This window comes from Geodermatophilus chilensis, assembly GCF_002802985.1.
Lineage (GTDB): Bacteria > Actinomycetota > Actinomycetes > Mycobacteriales > Geodermatophilaceae > Geodermatophilus > Geodermatophilus chilensis.
Genome location: NZ_NVPT01000056.1, coordinates 12,725 through 31,095 on the forward strand (window position 1 = coordinate 12,725; position 18,371 = coordinate 31,095).

General features: G+C 74.2%; 18 protein-coding genes. 3 read left to right on the forward strand and 15 right to left on the reverse strand.

What is annotated here, in order from left to right:
* The first annotated feature begins 45 nt into the window (after positions 1 to 45).
* Positions 46 to 1,002: a UDP-glucose 4-epimerase GalE gene (gene galE, locus CNO22_RS11460; protein WP_100499496.1), complete on the forward strand. Its 957-nt coding sequence runs from the start codon at positions 46 to 48 to the stop codon at positions 1,000 to 1,002.
* A 72-nt stretch (positions 1,003 to 1,074) separates the two neighbouring features.
* Here the strand turns inward: galE and CNO22_RS11465 are convergent, their stop codons facing one another.
* A complete protein-coding gene (locus tag CNO22_RS11465) occupies positions 1,075 to 2,409 on the reverse strand; it encodes a hemolysin family protein (protein WP_100499497.1) in 1,335 nt (444 codons plus the stop codon).
* Positions 2,410 to 2,696: 287 nt separating this feature from the next.
* Here CNO22_RS11465 and CNO22_RS29005 point away from each other — a divergent pair, with 287 nt between their 5' ends.
* Positions 2,697 to 3,521, forward strand: coding sequence for a CAP domain-containing protein (locus CNO22_RS29005; protein WP_232806967.1), 825 nt, complete (start codon positions 2,697 to 2,699; stop codon positions 3,519 to 3,521).
* Between the two features lie 62 nt (positions 3,522 to 3,583).
* Here CNO22_RS29005 and CNO22_RS11475 read toward each other — a convergent pair whose 3' ends face one another.
* From CNO22_RS11475 to CNO22_RS11495, 5 genes are all read right to left on the reverse strand, one after another.
* Positions 3,584 to 4,036 carry an endonuclease domain-containing protein gene (locus tag CNO22_RS11475; RefSeq protein WP_100499499.1) on the reverse strand — a complete coding sequence of 151 codons (453 nt, stop codon included), beginning with the start codon at positions 4,034 to 4,036 and terminating at the stop codon, positions 3,584 to 3,586.
* Positions 4,037 to 4,714: 678 nt separating this feature from the next.
* Positions 4,715 to 5,929 (reverse strand): NADP-dependent isocitrate dehydrogenase, encoded by a 1,215-nt coding sequence (locus tag CNO22_RS11480; protein ID WP_100499500.1) that lies wholly within the window; start codon positions 5,927 to 5,929, stop codon positions 4,715 to 4,717.
* Between the two features lie 38 nt (positions 5,930 to 5,967).
* Positions 5,968 to 6,921: a malate dehydrogenase gene (gene mdh, locus CNO22_RS11485; RefSeq protein WP_100499501.1), complete on the reverse strand. Its 954-nt coding sequence runs from the start codon at positions 6,919 to 6,921 to the stop codon at positions 5,968 to 5,970.
* 55 nt (positions 6,922 to 6,976) lie between these two features.
* Positions 6,977 to 7,276 (reverse strand): DUF3017 domain-containing protein, encoded by a 300-nt coding sequence (locus tag CNO22_RS11490; RefSeq protein WP_100499502.1) that lies wholly within the window; start codon positions 7,274 to 7,276, stop codon positions 6,977 to 6,979.
* Entirely contained in the window at positions 7,276 to 8,145 is an 870-nt protein-coding gene (locus CNO22_RS11495; RefSeq protein ID WP_100499512.1) for a bifunctional methylenetetrahydrofolate dehydrogenase/methenyltetrahydrofolate cyclohydrolase, read from the reverse strand. The genes CNO22_RS11490 and CNO22_RS11495 overlap by 1 nt, the downstream gene beginning before the upstream one ends.
* Positions 8,146 to 8,244: 99 nt before the next feature.
* Here CNO22_RS11495 and CNO22_RS11500 point away from each other — a divergent pair, with 99 nt between their 5' ends.
* The gene (locus CNO22_RS11500; protein ID WP_100499503.1) at positions 8,245 to 8,886 is read left to right on the forward strand and encodes a hypothetical protein; all 642 of its coding nucleotides are present in this window, start codon (positions 8,245 to 8,247) and stop codon (positions 8,884 to 8,886) included.
* A gap of 155 nt (positions 8,887 to 9,041) precedes the next feature.
* Here the strand turns inward: CNO22_RS11500 and CNO22_RS11505 are convergent, their stop codons facing one another.
* From CNO22_RS11505 to CNO22_RS11545, 9 genes are all read right to left on the reverse strand, one after another.
* Entirely contained in the window at positions 9,042 to 9,674 is a 633-nt protein-coding gene (locus CNO22_RS11505) for a pentapeptide repeat-containing protein (protein ID WP_100499504.1), read from the reverse strand.
* A gap of 122 nt (positions 9,675 to 9,796) precedes the next feature.
* Positions 9,797 to 11,347 carry a bifunctional phosphoribosylaminoimidazolecarboxamide formyltransferase/IMP cyclohydrolase gene (gene purH, locus CNO22_RS11510; RefSeq protein WP_100499505.1) on the reverse strand — a complete coding sequence of 517 codons (1,551 nt, stop codon included), beginning with the start codon at positions 11,345 to 11,347 and terminating at the stop codon, positions 9,797 to 9,799.
* Entirely contained in the window at positions 11,344 to 11,961 is a 618-nt protein-coding gene (purN, locus tag CNO22_RS11515) for a phosphoribosylglycinamide formyltransferase (protein ID WP_100499506.1), read from the reverse strand. The genes purH and purN overlap by 4 nt, the downstream gene beginning before the upstream one ends.
* A gap of 43 nt (positions 11,962 to 12,004) precedes the next feature.
* Positions 12,005 to 13,201: a cell division protein PerM gene (locus tag CNO22_RS11520; protein WP_100499507.1), complete on the reverse strand. Its 1,197-nt coding sequence runs from the start codon at positions 13,199 to 13,201 to the stop codon at positions 12,005 to 12,007.
* 76 nt (positions 13,202 to 13,277) lie between these two features.
* Positions 13,278 to 14,369 (reverse strand): hypothetical protein, encoded by a 1,092-nt coding sequence (locus CNO22_RS28305; RefSeq protein ID WP_198588262.1) that lies wholly within the window; start codon positions 14,367 to 14,369, stop codon positions 13,278 to 13,280.
* 231 nt (positions 14,370 to 14,600) lie between these two features.
* Positions 14,601 to 15,479 (reverse strand): succinate--CoA ligase subunit alpha, encoded by an 879-nt coding sequence (sucD, locus tag CNO22_RS11530; RefSeq protein WP_100499508.1) that lies wholly within the window; start codon positions 15,477 to 15,479, stop codon positions 14,601 to 14,603.
* A gap of 93 nt (positions 15,480 to 15,572) precedes the next feature.
* The gene (gene sucC, locus CNO22_RS11535; RefSeq protein WP_100499509.1) at positions 15,573 to 16,736 is read right to left on the reverse strand and encodes an ADP-forming succinate--CoA ligase subunit beta; all 1,164 of its coding nucleotides are present in this window, start codon (positions 16,734 to 16,736) and stop codon (positions 15,573 to 15,575) included.
* A gap of 206 nt (positions 16,737 to 16,942) precedes the next feature.
* Positions 16,943 to 17,326 carry a cobalamin-dependent protein gene (locus CNO22_RS11540; RefSeq protein WP_100499510.1) on the reverse strand — a complete coding sequence of 128 codons (384 nt, stop codon included), beginning with the start codon at positions 17,324 to 17,326 and terminating at the stop codon, positions 16,943 to 16,945.
* Positions 17,323 to 18,252, reverse strand: coding sequence for a hypothetical protein (locus tag CNO22_RS11545; RefSeq protein WP_232806968.1), 930 nt, complete (start codon positions 18,250 to 18,252; stop codon positions 17,323 to 17,325). Before CNO22_RS11545 ends, CNO22_RS11540 begins: the two co-directional genes overlap by 4 nt.
* Positions 18,253 to 18,371 lie beyond the last annotated feature (119 nt).

The window sequence follows — 18,371 nt, forward strand, 5'->3', positions numbered from 1 at the left end:
CGCGTCGCGACGGTGGGTGGCCGCGCGCGGATCTAGGGTGGACGCATGCGCGTTCTCGTCGCCGGTGGAGCCGGCTACATCGGCAGCGTAGTCACGGCCGCCCTCCTCGAGGGTGGGCACGAGGTGACCGTCCTCGACGACCTCTCGACCGGTCACGCCGACGCCGTCCCCTCGGGTGCGACGTTCGTGCAGGCCTCGCTGCACGACTCCGCGCCGGTGCTGGCCGAGGTCCGCCCCGAGGCGGTGCTGCACTTCGCGGCCAAGAGCCTGGTCGGCGAGTCGCAGGTCAAGCCGGAGATCTACTGGGACACCAACGTGTGCGGGACGCTGGCGCTGCTGGAGGCCATGCGCGCCGCCGACTGCCGCCGGATCGTCTTCTCCTCCACCGCGGCCACCTACGGCGAGCCCGAGCAGGTGCCGATCCGCGAGGACGCCCCGACCCGGCCGACCAACACCTACGGCGCCACCAAGCTCGCCGTCGACGCGATGCTGACCTCCTACACGGCCGCGTACGACTTCGCCGCGGTCAGCCTGCGCTACTTCAACGTGGCCGGCGCCGCCTACGGCCTCGGCGAGCGGCACACCACCGAGACCCACCTCATCCCGATCGCGCTGCAGGTGGTGGCCGGCCAGCGGGAGCACCTGACGATCTACGGCGAGGACTACCCCACGCCCGACGGCACCTGCATCCGCGACTACATCCACGTCGAGGACCTCAGCGACGCCCACCTGCTCGCGCTCTCCGCGCCGTCCCCGGGCGAGCACCGCATCTACAACCTGGGCAACGGCACCGGCTTCTCGGTGCAGCAGGTGATCGACGCCGTCCGCGAGGTCACCGGGCACCCGGTGCCCGTCGAGGTCGGGCAGCGCCGGGCCGGGGACCCCGCGCAACTGGTCGCCTCGAGCGACAGGATCCGCGGCGACCTGGGCTGGACGCCGAAGCACACCGACCTGGCCGGCATCGTCCGCGACGCCTGGGAAACCGCCCAAAAGCGCGGCTAACCTCGCCCCGGCTCCCTGCAGGGTCCCGCCGCGAGCCTGCGAGTGGCGGGGGGCAGGGGGTCCTCTTTCAGTTCAGGTGCCGATCGTGCTGGTCGGCACCTGCGCCGGGTCGACCTCGGGCTGCGGGGCACGGCTGACCGACAGACGCGCGATCCGCCGTCCGTCGAGTTCCAGGACGGTCAGCGTGCGCCCCTCGACCTCGACGCCGTCACCGACGACGGGCAGCCGGCCGAGCTCGGCGAGCACGTAGCCGGCGACGGTCTCGTAGGGACCCTCGGGCAGCTGCAGCCTGGTCGCCTCGCGGAAGTCGTCGAGGTTGAGCAGCCCGTCGACCTCCTGCGGGCCGTCCGGGCGCTCGTCGCCGCCGTCGGTGACGTCCTCGTCGTACTCGTCGTAGATCTCCCCGATGACCTCCTCGATGAGGTCCTCGAGGGTGACGATGCCGTCGGTGCCGCCGTACTCGTCGACGACGATCGCCAGGTGCTGGTTCTCCCGCCGCATCTCCGACAGGGCGGTGAGGACGCCGGCGGTGCCCGGCAGCCGCTTGACCTCGCGGACCAGGTCGCCGACGGTCGCCGCCCGGCCGGCCGGGTGGTTGGGCAGGAACAGGTCGCGCACGTGCACGAAGCCCAGGACGTCGTCCTCGTCGCGGCCGACGACCGGGTAGCGGGAGTGGCTGGAGTCGGAGACCTGCTTGGCCGCACGGCTCGCGGTCATCGACGCCTCGAGGAAGTCGACCTCGGTGCGCGGGGTCATGACCTCGCGGACCTCGCGGTCGCCGGCGCGGAACACCTCACCGATGAGCCGGCGCTCGTCGGAGCTCAGCGACTCGTGCGCCGTCACCAGGTCGCGCAGTTCCTCCTGGCTGATCGACTCGCCGCTGGCCCCCGGGTCGCCGCCGAGCAGCCGGACCAGCAGGTTGGTCGACGTCGACAGCAGCCAGATGACCGGGCGGGAGAGCTTGGCGATGGCGTTGAGGGGTGCGGCGACCAGCAGGGAGAAGCCCTCCGCCCGCTGCAGCGCCAGGCGCTTGGGGGTCAGCTCGCCGACCACCAGGGACAGGTAGCTGATCCCGATGGTGACCAGCACGAAGGCCAGCGTGCCGGCGAGACCCTCGCGCATGCCGAGGCCGACCAGCCAGTCGGCGAACGGCCGGGAGAGGGTGCTGGCCCCGAACGCGGCGGAGAAGAAGCCGGCCAGCGTGACGCCGACCTGGACGGCGGCGAGGAAGCGGTTGGGGTCGCTGAGCAGGCGTTGCACGGCCTTGCCCCGCCGTCCGCCGTTCTCGGCCAGCGCACGCACCTGGGACTCGCGGAGCGAGACGAGCGCGATCTCCGCCCCCGAGAAGGCGCCGCCGATCAGGACGAAGGCGACGACCATCACGATGTTGAGCCAGACGTCGCTCACCGGCGGCGTGCTCCTGTCGAACGGGGCAGTGGGACGACGTCCATGCTGCCCGCTCGCCCTCCACAGGGCACCATCCGAGCGGGGTCGGTCAGCCCACAGTGAGTTGGGTCACAGCCCACTGTCGATCACGCTCCGCTCACAGCTACTCTTGCCACAGTAACGGTTCGTGATCTAGCACCTGGCGGGGGCCACCACTCGTGCACCACATGCCGGCGGGTCCGCCGCTCTCTTCCCGCATCGCCGCAGCACTCGGCCGGTGGGCTCGTCTCCTCCGGCTCCCACGCCTGGTGCCCCTGCTCCTCGTGGCCGGCGCCGTCGCCGTCGTGACGGTCGGGGCGCCCATGGTGTCCGGCGTCGTCACCAGCTTCACCGACCCGGTGGCGCTCGAGTCGACCCCGACGCCGGACGGCAGCGCTCCCGCCGTGACGGGCTCGGCCGGGTCGTCGTCGGCCCCCGGCGGGTCGGTGGACGTCCCGTCGGTGCAGACCGACAGCGCCCCGGCACCGCAGACCCCCGCCGCGACGCCCGCCGCCCCGTCGTCGGCCGGGGTGCCGTCCCCGGTGAGCCCGTCGGCGCCCGCGCGCACGGCCGCCACGACCTCGGACGCCGCCGTCCCCGTCGAGGAGCCGGCGACCCGGTCCGCGACCGACGCCGACGCCGAGGCCGAGGCCGGGGCGCCCGCCGTCGAGACGGGGACCGAGCCGGCGCCGGTGGCGCGGGCCGCCGTCCCCACCGCCCCCACCGCGGAGGCCGCGGTGCTCGCGCTGGCCAACGAGGCCCGCGCCGACGCCGGCTGCGGTGCCCTCACCGCCGACCCGGCGCTGGCCGCGGTGGCGCGGGCGCACAGCGCGGACATGCGCGACCGCGACTACTTCTCGCACACCAGCCCGGAGGGCCTCTCCCCCTTCGACCGGGCCGAGCAGGCCGGCATCGACTACTCGCGGGCGGAGAACATCGCCTACGGCCAGGCCGACGCCGCGGCGGTGATGGAGGCCTGGCTGGAGAGCCCGGGGCACCGTGCCAACATCCTCGACTGCGACCTGACGAAGCTGGGCGTGGGCGTCGCCGAGGGTCCCGGCGGCCCCTGGTGGACCCAGCTCTTCGGCGCCTGACGACTTCCCTCCCTGAACAGACGACTTCGGGGAAGTAGCTGACCGATCCGCCGAACAGGCGGCTACTTCCCCGAACTCGATCGGGTCAGCAGGGCTGCCACCCGCGCCACGAGGTCCTCCGGCTGCCTCAGATCGGCGGCGGTCACGTGCAGGACGGTCCAGCCGGCGGCGACGAGGGCGTTGAGCCGCCGCCTGTCCCGCGTCAGCTGGCCCGGGGCGCCGTGCCAGGCGCCGTCGTACTCGACCGCCACGCGCTGCTCGGGGAAGGCCAGATCGACCCGCGCCACGAACCGGCCGTCCCGGTCGCGGACCGTGTACTGGGGGACGGCGAGAAGGCCGGCGAGGCCGAGCAGCACCCTGAGCCGCGACTCCTGCGGCGACTCCGCCCGGCCGTCTGCGAGGTCGACGGCCCGCGCGGCTCGCCGGGCACCCCTCGGCGTCGACTGGACGGCAACCGCGGCACGGAGCACCGGGTGGTCGACCACTCCCTTCCCGAGCAGGACGTCCAGGGCCACCACCGCCTCCAGGAACGGCTCGGTGCGCGCGATGTCGAGCGCCGCCCGGATCGGCCGTCGTGCATGGTCCGTGCGGCACCTGGACGACCTCAGCGAGGCCCAGCGTCACGTGGCGGACGCGCAGGCCGGCGACGGGCCCGGACCGCACGTCCGGGGGCAGGGTGACCTCCACCGGCGTCCGGACGTCGACCAGTCCGGTGACCCCGTGCAGGTGGGCCGCCGTCCGCCCGCTGAACACCGCACTCGACGGGACCAGCAGGCGTGCACCGCTGACGCGGACGCCGAAGGAGTCCGGCAGGTCGGCGTCCGCGTAGACGCCGCGGTAGAGACGGCGCCAGGCGCTGCTGCGGAGCTCGGCGGGGGTGAGCAACCCGAGCCGACGACGTCCCGCTTGCGGAAGACGCGACCGCGGAGGGCATCGGGGCGACGGGGCGGAGGCACCCGCTGAGCGTGCCGTGAGCCGCGGTTGCGCGCTGACGTCGTCCACAGCCTGCGCGACTACGCCGAAGATGCTGTCCGGACGCCGCTCCAGAGCACCACTTCCCCGGAGTTGCGCGAGGAGGGAACCCGGCCTCCGACGCACGGCGGCCCCCCACCGTGAGGTGAGGGGCCGCCGTCAAGGTCCCGTTCAGGGCCCCGCCCTGAGCTTGCGAGGAGTGGGGAGGACGGGGTCCTTCGTCAGGCCATGGCCTTCTGCAGGTTGCTGTCGATGGCCGCCAGGAAGTCCTGGGTGGTCAGCCACGGCTGGTCCTTGGAGATCAGCAGCGCGAGGTCCTTGGTCATCTGGCCGCTCTCGACGGTGTCGATGCAGACCTTCTCCAGGGTCTCCGCGAAGCGGGTCACCTCGGGGGTGTTGTCGAGCTTGCCGCGGTGGGCCAGGCCCCGGGTCCAGGCGAAGATCGACGCGATCGGGTTGGTCGAGGTCTCCTTGCCCTGCTGGTGCTGCCGGAAGTGGCGGGTCACCGTGCCGTGGGCGGCCTCGGCCTCGACGGTGCGGCCGTCGGGGCTCATCAGCACCGAGGTCATCAGGCCGAGCGAGCCGAAGCCCTGGGCCACGGTGTCGGACTGGACGTCCCCGTCGTAGTTCTTGCACGCCCAGACGTAGCCGCCCTCCCACTTGAGGGACGCCGCGACCATGTCGTCGATCAGCCGGTGCTCGTAGGTGATGCCGGCCTGCTCGAACTGGTCCTTGAACTCGGACTCGAAGACCTCGGCGAACAGGTCCTTGAACCGGCCGTCGTAGGCCTTGAGGATCGTGTTCTTCGTCGAGAGGTAGACCGGGTAGCCGCGCTGCAGGCCGTAGTTCATCGAGGCCCGCGCGAAGTCGCGGATCGACTCGTCGAGGTTGTACATCGCCATCGCGACACCGCCGCCGGGCGACTGGAACACCTCGTGCTGGATCGGCTCGCCGCCGTCCTTGGGCTGGAAGGTGATCGTCAGCGTCCCCTCGCCCGGAAAGCGGAAGTCGGTGGCGCGGTACTGGTCACCGAAGGCGTGACGGCCGACGACGATCGGCTTGGTCCAGCCCGGCACCAACCGCGGCACGTTCTGCATGATGATCGGCTCGCGGAAGATCACGCCGCCGAGGATGTTGCGGATCGTCCCGTTCGGGGACCGCCACATCTTCTTGAGGCCGAACTCCTCGACGCGGGCCTCGTCCGGGGTGATCGTCGCGCACTTGACGCCGACGCCGTACTTCTTGATCGCGTTCGCGGCGTCGACGGTGATCTGGTCGTCGGTCTCGTCGCGCTTCTCGATGCCCAGGTCGTAGTACTCGAGGTTGACGTCGAGGTACGGGAGGATCAGCTGGTCCTTGATGAACTGCCAGATGATCCGGGTCATCTCGTCGCCGTCGAGCTCGACGACGGTGCCCTCGACCTTGATCTTTGCCACGTGCGGGTCCCTCTCTACATGCTCCGAGCCGGTTCGGCTCAGAGGTCGGCTACGTCGGCTTGCTTGGCGCGCACGGCCTCGGCCGCCTCGCGCAGCCCGGCCAGTTCGCTCTCGGACAGGTCGCCCTCGACGACCTTCCGCACGCCCTCGCGGCCGATCTCGACCTCGACGCCCAGGTAGACGCCGTTGATCCCGTACTCGCCGTCGACCCAGGCGCACACCGGCATGACCGCACCGGAGTCCTCCATGACCGCGCGCGCCATCCGAGCGGCGGCCGCGGAGGGGGCGTAGTAGGCCGATCCGGTCTTGAGCAGCGCCACGACCTCGGCGCCGCCGTTGCGGGTGCGGTCGACCAGGTGCTCGATGCGGTCGGCGGCCATGACGTCGGACAGCGGCTTGCCGTCGACGGTGCACCGGGACGGGACCGGGACCATCGTGTCGCCGTGCGAGCCCAGGGTCAGGGTCCGCACCGAGCCGACCGGGACGCCGAGCTCCTCGGCCACGTTGTTGGAGAACCGCGCGGTGTCGAGCATGCCGGCCTGCCCCATCACCCGGTTCTTCGGGAACTGGGTGGCCAGCTGCGCCAGCGCGGTCATCTCGTCCAGCGGGTTCGAGACGACGATGATCACCGCGTCGGGCGAGGTCTGCGCGATGTTCTCGGCGACGGACCGCACGATCTTGGCGTTGGTCTCGATGAGGTCCATCCGGCTCATGCCGGGCTTGCGGGGCAGGCCCGCGGTGATGACGACGACGTCGGAGCCCTCGGTGCCCTCGTAGGACCCACCGCCGACACCGACGACCCTGGTCTCGAAGCCCTCGATGGGGCGGGACTGGTTCATGTCGAGGGCCAGGCCCTCGGGCTTGCCCTCGACGATGTCGGTGAGCACGACGGTCTCGAAGACGTCGTACTCCGCGAGTCGCAGGGCGGTGGTCGAGCCGTAGAACCCGGCACCGACGACGGTCACCTTGCCGTTCCTGGGCTGCTCTGCCATGGCGGCCAACCTAGTGCCGGTGGCCCCGGCGCGCCCAGTCAGGTGATCGGCCACCTCACTCACCCGGGATCGCCAGCGCGAAGGCGGTCAAGAGCACTCCGCAGCCGGCCAGCAGGACGACGTCCACCGGGCGGCTGCGGACGGCGAGGAAGCCGAGCCGGCGCAGCGGGAGCAGCAGGCGCAACACCCCCGCGCCGACCAGCGCCAGCCCGACGACGACCAGCCCCCGCCGCCAGTGCTCGAAGGTGACCATGAGCAGCCCGACGCCCACCGCGAGCAGCACCACCAGCAGCGGCAGCTGCCGCAGCAGGCCGGCCAGGAACGGCCGGCGGGTGTGGAGCGGCGGGCGCGTCATCAGGCGGAGAGGACGTCCGCGGCGGCGGCCTGCTCGGCGGCCAGGACGACGTTCTGCAGCAGCATCGCCCGGGTCATCGGCCCCACCCCGCCGGGGTTCGGGGCGACGGAGCCCGCGACCTCGACGACGTCCGGGGCGACGTCCCCGGCGATCTTGCCGCCGACCCGGCTGACGCCCACGTCGAGGACGGCGGCGCCGGGCTTGACGACGTCCTTCGTGACCAGGCCGGGGACGCCGGCGGCGGCGACCACGATGTCGGCGGCGCGCAGGTGCGCGGCCAGGTCGCGGGTGCCGGTGTGGCAGAGGGTCACGGTGGCGTTCTCGGACCGGCGGGTGAGCAGCAGCCCCAGCGGCCGGCCCACGGTGATGCCGCGGCCGACGACGACGACCTCGGCGCCGGCGATCGGGACGTCGTGGCGGCGCAGCAGCTCCACGATGCCCACCGGCGTGCAGGGCAGCGGGCCCGGGACGTTGAGCACCAGCCGCCCGAGGTTGATCGGGTGCAGGCCGTCGGCGTCCTTGGCCGGGTCCATCCGCTCGAGGACGGCGCTCTCCTCGATGCCCCGCGGCAGCGGCAGCTGGACGATGTAGCCGGTGCAGGCCGGGTCGGCGTTGAGCTCGTCGACGACGGCGAGGACGTCGGCCTGCGTCGCCGTCGCGGGCAGCTCGCGCTGGATGCTGGCGATGCCGACCTCGGCGCAGTCCTTGTGCTTGGCGTTGACGTACCAGCGGCTGCCGGGGTCGTCGCCGACCAGCAGCGTGCCCAGGCCCGGGCGGTGACCGGCCGCGGTGAGGGCGGCGACCCGCTCGGTGAGCTCGTTCCGGATGGCTGCTGCGGTCGCCTTGCCGTCGAGAGTCGTCGCCTGCACGGCCGACAGTCTGCCGGAGAGGGGTCCGGCGCGGGCCACCCCGCCCTAGGCTCGCAGGTGCGGGCGCGTCCCCCGCCCGCTGGTGCGCGAGGAGTGCAGATGAGCGAGCGCGAGCAGTCCCCGGCCGCCGGGGCGCGGGGCACCGACGACTGGCGGGAACAGACGATCCCCGGCATGCGGCCCGTGGCCGCCCCGGCCGCGCCCGGCGGCGGCCCCGGCTACGCCGCCGGCCCACCTCCGCCCCCACCGGGCTACGCTCCGCGGCCGGCCCCGGAGTACTCGACGACGCCGGTGCGGGTGCGGCGCCCGGACAGCCTGGCCAGCCTGCTGCTGCTCCTGGCCGGCATCGCCGCCGGTGTCAGCCTGCTGCTGCGCTGGCTGCCCGGCAGCGACCTGACCGGCTGGGACCTGGTCCGCCGCGGGTTCGACGACGCCGCGGACGGCGGTGTCGCGGCGTTGCTCGACACCGGGTTCTGGCAGCCGATGGCCGTCGTCCTCGGCGGCGCGGTGCTGTTCCTGCTGGGCCTGCTCGTCGTCCTGCCGGCCCGCTCGCACCGCTTCCTCGGGGTGCTGGCGCTGCTGGTCAGCCTGGTGGCCGGAGCCGGGGTCCTGGTGCCGCTGGCCGCCGAGGGCTGGGACCTCGACACCATCGACACCGGCTTCTGGTTCGCCGTCGCCGTCCCGGTGCTCGGCCTGCTGGGCGCCCTGAAGGCCCTGCTCACCGGCCCCAGGTGGAGGTGAGGGGCGATGACACTGTCGTCCTACCGGACGACACCGCGGTCACATGCCGTCCCCCTGTGGCGTTGAGCCCTGCCCGGCACTCGATCGCGGGAGCCTCCGGCCCCCACTCCTTGCGCCGCCTCGCAGGGCGTCTCCCGTACCGCAGCCTGCTCTCGTCAATCCCCCACGAGGGCGCCGTGGGCGCGGGCGACCTGGACGGCCTGCACCAGGTCGAGCCGGACACCGGTCAGGTCGAACGCCCGCCAGTTCACCCCGTCGGTGGACGCGCCGCGCAGGTCGGCCCCGCGCAGCTTCGCGCCCTGCAGCCGGGCCCGGTCCAGGTCGGCACCGGTGAGGTCGCACTCGCGGAGGTCGGCGTCGGTCAGATCGGCCTCCCGGAACCGCTGACCGGCCAGCACCAGCCCGGAGAGGTCGGCACCGCGCAGCGACGTCCAGCTCCAGTCGCTGTCGGTCGTGGTCATCGGCCGCAGCTGCGCGCCGGGGAACTGCGAGCCGGTGAGCTTGCAGCCGTCCCAGGTGACGTCGAACAGCCGCGCGCGGTCGAAGCGACAGGAGAGGAACGCCGTCCCGAGGTGCGCGGCTCCGCCCATCCGCACGCCGGTGAGCACGCACGAGTCGAAGACGCACCGTCGGGTGACCAGCTCCTCCAGCCCGGCGTCCTCGAACCGGCAGCGGGTGAAGGTGACGCCGTCGAGCTCGGTGCCCCACCAGTCGACCCGCGCGAAGTCCTCACCCTCGACGACCGCGCCGGCTTCGGGCGGCCGGACGTGGGGTCGGGTGTTGCGCACCGGTGCAGGTTATGGCCCCGTCCAGAGGCTCACCCCGAGCCTGCGAGGAGTGAGGAGGACGCGGCCCCCTTGCAGGGGCCCACCGCGAGCCTGCGAGGGGTGGGGGGCAAGGGGGTCCTTCGTCAGTGGGCGAAGTGGCGGGTCCCGGTCAGGTAGAGCGGGATGCCGGCCGCGGCCGCGGCCGCGACGACCTCCTCGTCGCGCACCGACCCGCCGGGCTGCACGACCGCCCGCACCCCGGCGTCGAGCAGCACCTGCAGGCCGTCGGCGAAGGGGAAGAAGGCGTCCGAGGCGGCGACCGAGCCGGCGGCCCGCTCCCCCGCCCGCGCCACGGCCAGCCGCGCGGAGTCCACCCGGTTCACCTGGCCCATGCCGACGCCGACGGTGGCCTTGTCATGGGCCAGCAGGATGGCGTTGCTCTTCACCGCGCGGACCGAGCGCCAGGCGAACACCAGGTCGTCGAGGCCGGCGGCGTCCAGCGGCTCGCCGGTCGCCAGGGTCCAGGTGGTGGGGTCGTCGCCGGGGGCGTCGATCCGGTCGACGCTCTGGACCAGCAGCCCGCCGCTGATCGGGCGCAGCTCGGTCGCCGGCCGGGCCGACTCCCCCAGCCGCAGCAGCCGGATGTTCTTCTTCGCGGTGAGCACCTGCAGCGCGTCGTCGGTGAACGACGGCGCGACGACGACCTCGGTGAACACCTCGGCCACCTGCTCGGCCATGGTGAGGTCGACCTCGCGGTTGGCCGCGATCACGCCGCCGAAGGCCGACACCGGGTCGCACGCGTGCGCCTTGCGGTGGGCCGCGGCGATGTCGGTGCCGACGGCGATGCCGCAGGGGTTGGCGTGCTTGATGATCGCCACGCAGGGGTCGGTGTGGTCGTGCGCGGCCCGCCAGGCGGCGTCGGTGTCGACGTAGTTGTTGTAGGACATCTGCTTGCCGTGCAGCTGCTCGGCGTGCGCCAGCCCCGGCCGGTCGCTGCGGTACAGCGCCGCCCGCTGGTGCGGGTTCTCGCCGTAGCGCAGCACGTCGGCGCGCTCCCAGCTGGCGCCGACCCAGGTCGGGAAGCCCGAGTCGTCGTCGGGGGCGACGACGCTGCCCAGCCACGAGGCGACGGCGACGTCGTACTCGGCGGTGTGCCGGAAGGCCGCCGCGGCCAGCGACTGCCGCTCGGCCAGGGTGAAACCGCCGGCGGAGACGGCGGCGAGGACGTCGCCGTAGCGGGTCGGGTCGACGACGACCGCGACCGACGGGTGGTTCTTCGCCGACGCGCGGACCATGGCCGGGCCGCCGATGTCGATCTGCTCCACGCACTCGTCCGGGCCGGCGCCGGAGGCCACCGTCTCGGTGAACGGGTAGAGGTTGACGACGACGAGGTCGAACGGCGCGATGCCGAGGTCCTCGAGCTGCTGCACGTGCGCGGGCTTGCGACGGTCGGCCAGGATGCCGGCGTGCACCGCCGGGTGCAGCGTCTTCACCCGCCCGTCCAGGCACTCGGGGAAGCCGGTGACCTGCTCGACCGGGGTGACCGGCACCCCGGCGTCGGCGATCCGGCGGGCGGTCGCGCCGGTGCTCACCAGTTCGACGCCGGCGTCGGCCAGGCCGCGGGCCAGCTCCTCGATGCCGGTCTTGTCGTAGACGCCGAGCAGGGCGCGGCGGATCGGGGTGCGGTCGCTCATCGGGGGTCCTCCGTGGTCTCGGTGCCGAGGCCGGTGACCACGCGCGCCACCGTCTCCACCAGGAGCTCGCGCTCCACGTCCTTGATCCGTTCGTGCAGTCGCGCCTCGTCGTCCCCGGGGAGGACGGGCACCTCCCGCTGGGCGATCACCGGTCCGGTGTCGACGCCGGCGTCCACCCAGTGCACGGTGCTGCCGGTGACGTCGACGCCCGCGGCGAGCGCGTCCCGGACGGCGTGCGCGCCGGGGAAGGCCGGCAGCAGCGCGGGGTGCGTGTTGAGCAGCCGGCCGCCGAAGCCCTCGAGCACGGCCGGGCCGACGAGCTTCATGAACCCGGCGGAGACCACCAGGTCGGGGCGGTGCGCGGCGATGGCGGCGGCCAGCGCGCGGTCCCAGGCGGCGCGGTCGGGGTGGTCGCGCAGCGCGCAGGTGAAGGTCGGGACGCCGCGGCGCCGGGCGCGCTCGAGCCCCGGGGCGTCGCGGTCGCTGCCGACGGCGACGACGACGGCCGGGTAGCCCGGGTCCTCCGCGGCGGTCAGCAGCGCCTCGCACAGGGACCCGGTGCCCGACAGCAGGACGACGAGCCGCGCCCGCGCGGAGGGATCGGGAGCGGGCACGGCAGCGACCCTAGCCGGGGCCGGCCACCGCTCCCCCGCCCCCTCAGGCCGACGACCGCCAGCGGGCGACCGCGGCCGCGAGCGCGGCAGCCACGCCGGCCTGCAGCGCCACCGCCAGCCCGGTCGCTACCGGCGGCGCCCCGACGTCGGCCAGCGCGCCGTCGCCGAGCGAGCCGCCGGCGACCCAGGTGAACAGGCCGCAGGCCAGGCCGAGCAGAACGCCCGCCAGCACGCCCCACAGCCCGGCCACGACCGAGCCGCCGTCGGTCTCGCGCAGCCGCCGGCCGAGCGTCGTGCCGGCGACCAGCCCGGCCAGCGCGGGCACCACCTGGGAGGCGAAGGCCAGCAGCGGCACCGCCTGGGTGTCGGGCAGCGCGGCCAGCAGCGGCAGCGCCGGCACCGCCCCGAGGGTGACGCCGTGCACGGAGACCAGCGTGCCGCTGCCGACGGCAAACCCCGGTCCGGCGGCCACGCCGATCGCGGCGGCCGCGGCGTTGGGCAGCAGCAGCACGCCCAGCGCCAGGAGGCCGACCGCGCCGGCGCCCGACCCGCCGAGGGAGCCCGACAGCGCGGCGTAGCCCCGGGTGTCGGCGGCCAGGGCCACCGCCACGACCGTCAGGCCGAGGGCCACGGCGGTCAGCAGACCGGCCGCGATGGCGCGCAGCAGCGCCCGCACCGGCCCGGGCGCGGAGTCGAGGACGTCGTCGAGCAGGCCGGAGTCGCGCGCCGTCCCCCAGCCGACGGCGAGCAGGGCGAGCACGGCACTGCCCACCGCCGACCGCAGCAGGTCGACCTCCGCGTCCGGGGTGGTGACGAGCAGCCCGACCAGCACGGCGAGCAGCGTGTGCGTCCCGACCGCCGCGACCACGGCGGCCGCCAGGGACCGCCCGCCGGTGAGGTCGCAGGCGCGGACGACGCCGCGGCCGGCGCTGGACAGGCCCCAGGCGACGGCCAGGGTGAGCAGCAGCGGGGCGAGCACCAGCGGGCCGGACCCGAGCGTCAGGCCACCGCCCTGGGCGAGCAGCCACAGCCGGCCGGCCAGGTGCGCCGAGCCCGCGACCGGCATGCCGCCGGCCGGGTCGAGGGTCTGCACCACCACCGACGCGAGGCCCACGCCGAGCAGCCCCAGCACCGTCACGGCGGCGGTCGCCACGGCGGCGAGGACGGGGGCGTGCCGCGCGGTGCGGGCGCCCGGGTCCCGCTGCCCGGGCAGGCTCAGTCGGGCGAGCAGGGAGACCACGCCCCCACTGTCCCAAGGCCGGGCCGGGAACGCCGGAGCACGCGCCCGGTGGATCCCAGGAACGGCGTGAGGAGGACTACGCGGACGGGTCGGACCCCGCACCCGAGGCCGTCGAGCCGCCCGGGCGGCGAGGGTCCCGGTCGCCCTCGGACGGCGGCGTCGGCGGGGACTGCTCCGGGACCGACGGCGCGGCGTACGGCGGCGGCTGCTGCCCGCCGTACGCGGTCGGCTGCCACGGCTGTGCCGGCTGCTGGCCGGGCCAGGTCGTGCCGCCGGCGGCCGTCCCCGGACGGCTGCGCGGCTGCCGCAGCAGCGTGAGGACGGCGACGACGACCGCGGCGGCCGCGGTGAGGAAGGTGAGCAGCGCGAAGAGGCTGAAGCCCCCCTCGAACGTGCTCAGCCACTCGACGAGGGTCAGCAGGAGGGCCAGCGAGGTCAGGCCCACGGTGACGAAGCCGCGGGGGAAGGGCAGCCCGAGGTCCACGACGGCGGGCAGCAGGGACCACACCCCGGCGAGGACGAGCAGCACCGCGGCGGTGGCGACCAGCCCGAAGTCGAAGCCGTTGATCGTCTCGGCGAAGCCGAACCCGAAGTCGAAGGTGAACCACGGCAGCGTGGCGAAGAGCAGGAACGCCGCGGCGCACAGGGCCACGAGCCAGTCGCCCCGGTACACCCGCGTGCGATCCAGGCCGACCTGCGCGCCGCTGCGGGCGGGCGGAGCCCAGGGCTGCTGGGCCTGGGGCTGCCCGTACGGCTGCCCCCAGGGCGTCTGCTGTCCGTACGGCGGCTGGCCCTGGCCCCACGGGACCTGGCCGTACGGCGGCTGGCCGTGGGGCTGCTGCGGGTACTGCGCGCCGTAGCCCGGCTGGCCGTAGGGCGCGCCGTAGCCCGGTTGCCCGTAGCCGTGTCCGGGCTGCTGTCCGTAGCCCTGCTGCCCGTAGGCCGGCTGCCCGTACGCCGGCTGCCCGTAGGCCGGCTGACCGTAGGGCGTGCCGTGGCCGGGGTGCTGTCCGTACACCGGCTGCCCCGGCTGGCCGTAGGACGGCGGCGGCTGCCCGTACCCCGGTCGCCCAGGAGCGGTCTGCCCGCCGTCGGGACGGTGCGCGTCGTCGCCCTCGCCCGGCTGGTGCCCGTACCCGCCCGGCGGCTGCGGCGGCTGACTGGTCATCGCGGGGCACTCCTCGGTCGTGGCCTGGGGACTGCGCGGATCGTGGACACCGCCTGCAGCAGGTGCCACCGCGGCGCGCCCATCATCCCCCGACGGGAGCCGGCCGGACGCAGGGACGCCGCTGCCCGGCGACCCCGAGGGGCCGCCGGGCAGCGAGGGCCGGAGGACGGCGGCCCCCCTGCAGGGCCCCGTCGCGAGCTCGCGAGTGGCGGGGGGCAGGGGGGTCCTCTTTCAGGCGCCGACGATCTCGCGCATCAGACGGGCCGTCTCCGACGGGGTCTTGCCCACGCGCACACCGGCGGCCTCCAGGGCCTCCTTCTTGGCCTGCGCGGTACCGGCCGAGCCCGAGACGATGGCGCCGGCGTGGCCCATCGTCTTGCCCTCGGGCGCGGTGAAGCCGGCGACGTAGCCGACGACGGGCTTGGTGACGTTGGCCTGGACGAAGTCCGCGGCCCGCTCCTCGGCGTCGCCACCGATCTCACCGATCATCACGATGGCCTCGGTCTCCGGGTCGTCCTGGAAGGCCTGCAGGCAGTCGATGTGCGTGGTGCCGATGACCGGGTCGCCACCGATGCCGACGCAGGTGGAGAAGCCGATGTCCCGGAGCTCGTACATCATCTGGTAGGTCAGCGTGCCGGACTTGCTGACCAGCCCGATCCGGCCCTGCTTGGTGATGTTGGCCGGGATGATGCCGGCGTTGGAGCGCCCGGGGCTGATGACGCCGGGGCAGTTCGGGCCGATGATGCGGGTGGAGCCGCCCTGGGCGTGGGCCCAGAAGTAGGTCGAGTCGTGCACCGGGATGCCCTCGGTGATGACGACGGCGAGCCCGATCTGGGCGTCGACGGCCTCGATGACGGCGTTCTTCGCGCCGGCCGGCGGGACGAAGATGACGCTGACGTCGGCGCCGGTCTCCTTCATCGCCTCGGCCACGTTGCCGAACACCGGGACGCTGGCGCCGTCGAAGTCGACGTTCTGGCCGGCCTTCTTCGGGTTCACGCCGCCGACGATCGCCGTCCCCGAGGCCAGCATGCGCTGGGTGTGCTTGCGCCCCTCGGAGCCGGTCATGCCCTGGACGATGACCTTGCTGTTCTCGTTGAGGAAGATCGACATCTCTGGAGTCCTGTTCTCAGGCGTGAAGTGGGTCGGCCCCCCTGCAGGGCCCCGCCGCGAGTGTGCGAGCGGTGGGGGCAGGGGGGTCCTCTTTCAGGCGGCGGCGAGTTCGGCGGCCCGGCGGGCGGCGCCGTCCATCGTGTCCACCAGGGTCACCAGCGGGTGGTTGGCCTCGGCGAGGATGCGCCGGCCCTCCTCCACGTTGTTGCCGTCGAGCCGGACGACCAGCGGCTTGGTCGCCTCGTCGCCGAGCAGCTGCAGCGCGTGCACGATGCCGTTGGCGACCGCGTCGCAGGCGGTGATGCCGCCGAAGACGTTGACGAAGACGCTCTTCACGGCGGGGTCGGACAGGATGATGTGTAGGCCGTTGGCCATGACCTCGGCCGAGGCACCGCCCCCGATGTCCAGGAAGTTGGCCGGCTTGACGCCGCCGAACTCCTCACCGGCGTAGGCGACGACGTCGAGCGTGCTCATGACGAGCCCGGCGCCGTTGCCGATGATGCCGACCTCGCCCTCGAGCTTGACGTAGTTGAGGTCCTTCTCCTTGGCCGCGGCCTCGAGCGGGTCGGCCGCGGCCGAGTCCTCGAGGGCCTCGTGCTCGGCGTGCCGGAAGCGGGCGTTGTCGTCGAGGGTCACCTTCGCGTCGAGCGCGAGGACGGTGCCGTCGGGCGCCTTGGCCAGCGGGTTGACCTCGACCAGGGTGGCGTCCTCCTTGGCGAAGACGTCCCACAGCTGGACGGCGATGGCGATCACCTGGTCGCGCACCTCGGCGGGGAAGCCGGCCGCGTCGACGATCTCGGTGGCCTTGGCGGTGTCGACGCCGACGGTGGCGTCGACGGGGACGCGGGCCAGGGCCTCCGGGCGCTCGACGGCGAGCTGCTCGATCTCCATGCCGCCCTCGACGCTGGCCATGGCCAGGAAGGTGCGGTTGGCGCGGTCGAGCAGGTAGGAGAAGTAGTACTCCTCGGCGATGTCACTGGCCTGGGCGACCATCACGCGGTGCGTGATGTGGCCCTTGATGTCCAGGCCGAGGATGTCCTGGGCGCGCGCCCGGGCCTCCTCGGCGTCGTCGGCGAGCTTGACCCCGCCCGCCTTGCCGCGGCCGCCGGTTTTCACCTGCGCCTTGACGACGACGGTGGTGCCGATCTCGCGGGCGATCGCCTCCGCCTGGTCGGGGGTCTCGGCGACGCCGCCGGGGAGCACGGGGACACCGTGCGAAGCCAACAGGTCACGGGCCTGGTACTCGAAGAGATCCACGAACAGGCACCGTATCGCCCGCGCACGCCGGGGCGCGCACCGGCGTTGGGAGGGTGGGCGGCATCACACGACGCCGGCTCCCGGAGCGCCCCGACGACGAGCAGCCGCCGCCGCGCGCCGCGCCACCGGCGTCGTGACGACCGCCCTGCTCACCGCGGGGACGACGTCGGCCGCGGCGGCCGTGTGCACGAGTTGCGCGCTCCCGGTCACCCGCCGACGTGCCCGCGCAGCCAGTCGGCGATCTCCGCGGGCGGACTGCCGGGCGGGAACAGCCGCGCCAGGCCGGGCAGGTCGGCGTCCGGGCCGCACGCGAAGACGGTGACGTCGTCGACGCCGCGGTCGGCGAGCAACGCGGCCAGCCGGGCGACCAGCTCCGGCGCGTCCGCGGGGAGCACCGGCAGACCGACGGCGTCGGCGTCCTCCTGGACGACGGTGTCGGCGACCGCGTCCGCTGGGATCCGGCCGGCGTGCACGACCTCCATCCCGGCGTCGCGCAGGCCGCGGGCGAGGGACGCGGTGGCACGGTCGTCGCCGTCGTCGCCCGGGGTGGCCACGACGACGCGGACCCGCTCCTCGCCCGGCCCGGTCATCGGGCCGGCGCCCGGCGCAGCCGCCAGGCCAGCACCGTGAGGAGGACGTAGCCGACGCCGGCCAGCAGCAGCCCGACGCCGGGCAGGGTCCACTCCAGCTCGTCGGAGACCGCGGCGTCCCGCAGGCCGGCCAGCCCGGCGGCGAGGACGACGGCGGCGATGGCGAGCAGGCCGCCGACCGCGGCCAGCCGCGGCCGCAGCGAGGGGGCCAGCACCGAGCACAGGACGACGGTCCCCGCGAGCAGCAGGCCACCGAGCAGTGCGAGGCCCGGTCGCTCGAGCAGCCCCTGCGGGCCCTCCTGCTCGACGACGACCTGCAGTCGGGTGGTCGGGTCGGTGACGATGCGGTCGGGCAGGTCGGCGGCCGGCAGCACCAGGCACAGCACGGCGCCGACCCCGAGCACCGCCGCGGCGCCGGCGAGCGCGGGACGGGCGGGGTCGAGGGTGCCGGCGTCCTCCATGACGGCGCGGCCCCAGGCGGCCACCGCCAGGACGCCGGCCAGGACGGTGAGCCCGAGCGCGGCGACGCCGAGCACCCAGCCCGGCCCGACGTCGACCGTGCTGGTGAGCACCCGCTGGCCGGCGATCACCTCGATCCCCGGCCGGACGGTGGAGGTGCTGGCCCGGTAGAGCTCGATCAGGAGCAGGCTCAGGGCCAGCGCGCCGCCGATGCCGGCGTGGGCGAGGCCGAAGCGCGGCACGCGGCCGGCGAGGAGACCGGCGCCGACCACTGCGGTGGTCAGGGGTACCAGCAGCCCGGCGAGCAGGTTGAGCGCCCCGGCGGACTGGGACACCTCGGTGCCGCCGACGACGAGGTAGGTCGGGAAGAGACCCGCCGCCCCCGCGAGGCCGGCGAGGACGAGCAGCGCACCGGTCAGGCGGGCCAGCAGCGGCGGGTCGCCGACGACCAGCCCGTCGGCCGACACCGCGGGGGCGGGCTCCTGTATCTTCTCCCAATCTGCCTCTGCCGAAGACGCCTTCCGTGTCAATCCTGGAGGCCGTCGCATCATCAACACAAAAAAAAACCACAACCAAACCAACATGA

Bases quoted from the DNA above. Each gene is read 5' to 3' on its own strand.
- galE (WP_100499496.1), top strand. From the start codon at position 46: ATGCGCGTTCTCGTCGCCGGTGGAGCCGGCTACATCGGCAGCGTAGTC.
- mdh (WP_100499501.1), bottom strand. From the start codon at position 6,921: ATGGCAGAGCAGCCCAGGAACGGCAAGGTGACCGTCGTCGGTGCCGGG.
- CNO22_RS11490 (WP_100499502.1), bottom strand. From the start codon at position 7,276: ATGACGCGCCCGCCGCTCCACACCCGCCGGCCGTTCCTGGCCGGCCTG.
- CNO22_RS11500 (WP_100499503.1), top strand. From the start codon at position 8,245: ATGAGCGAGCGCGAGCAGTCCCCGGCCGCCGGGGCGCGGGGCACCGAC.
- purH (WP_100499505.1), bottom strand. From the start codon at position 11,347: ATGAGCGACCGCACCCCGATCCGCCGCGCCCTGCTCGGCGTCTACGAC.
- CNO22_RS28305 (WP_198588262.1), bottom strand. From the start codon at position 14,369: ATGACCAGTCAGCCGCCGCAGCCGCCGGGCGGGTACGGGCACCAGCCG.
- sucD (WP_100499508.1), bottom strand. From the start codon at position 15,479: ATGTCGATCTTCCTCAACGAGAACAGCAAGGTCATCGTCCAGGGCATG.
- CNO22_RS11540 (WP_100499510.1), bottom strand. From the start codon at position 17,326: ATGACCGGGCCGGGCGAGGAGCGGGTCCGCGTCGTCGTGGCCACCCCG.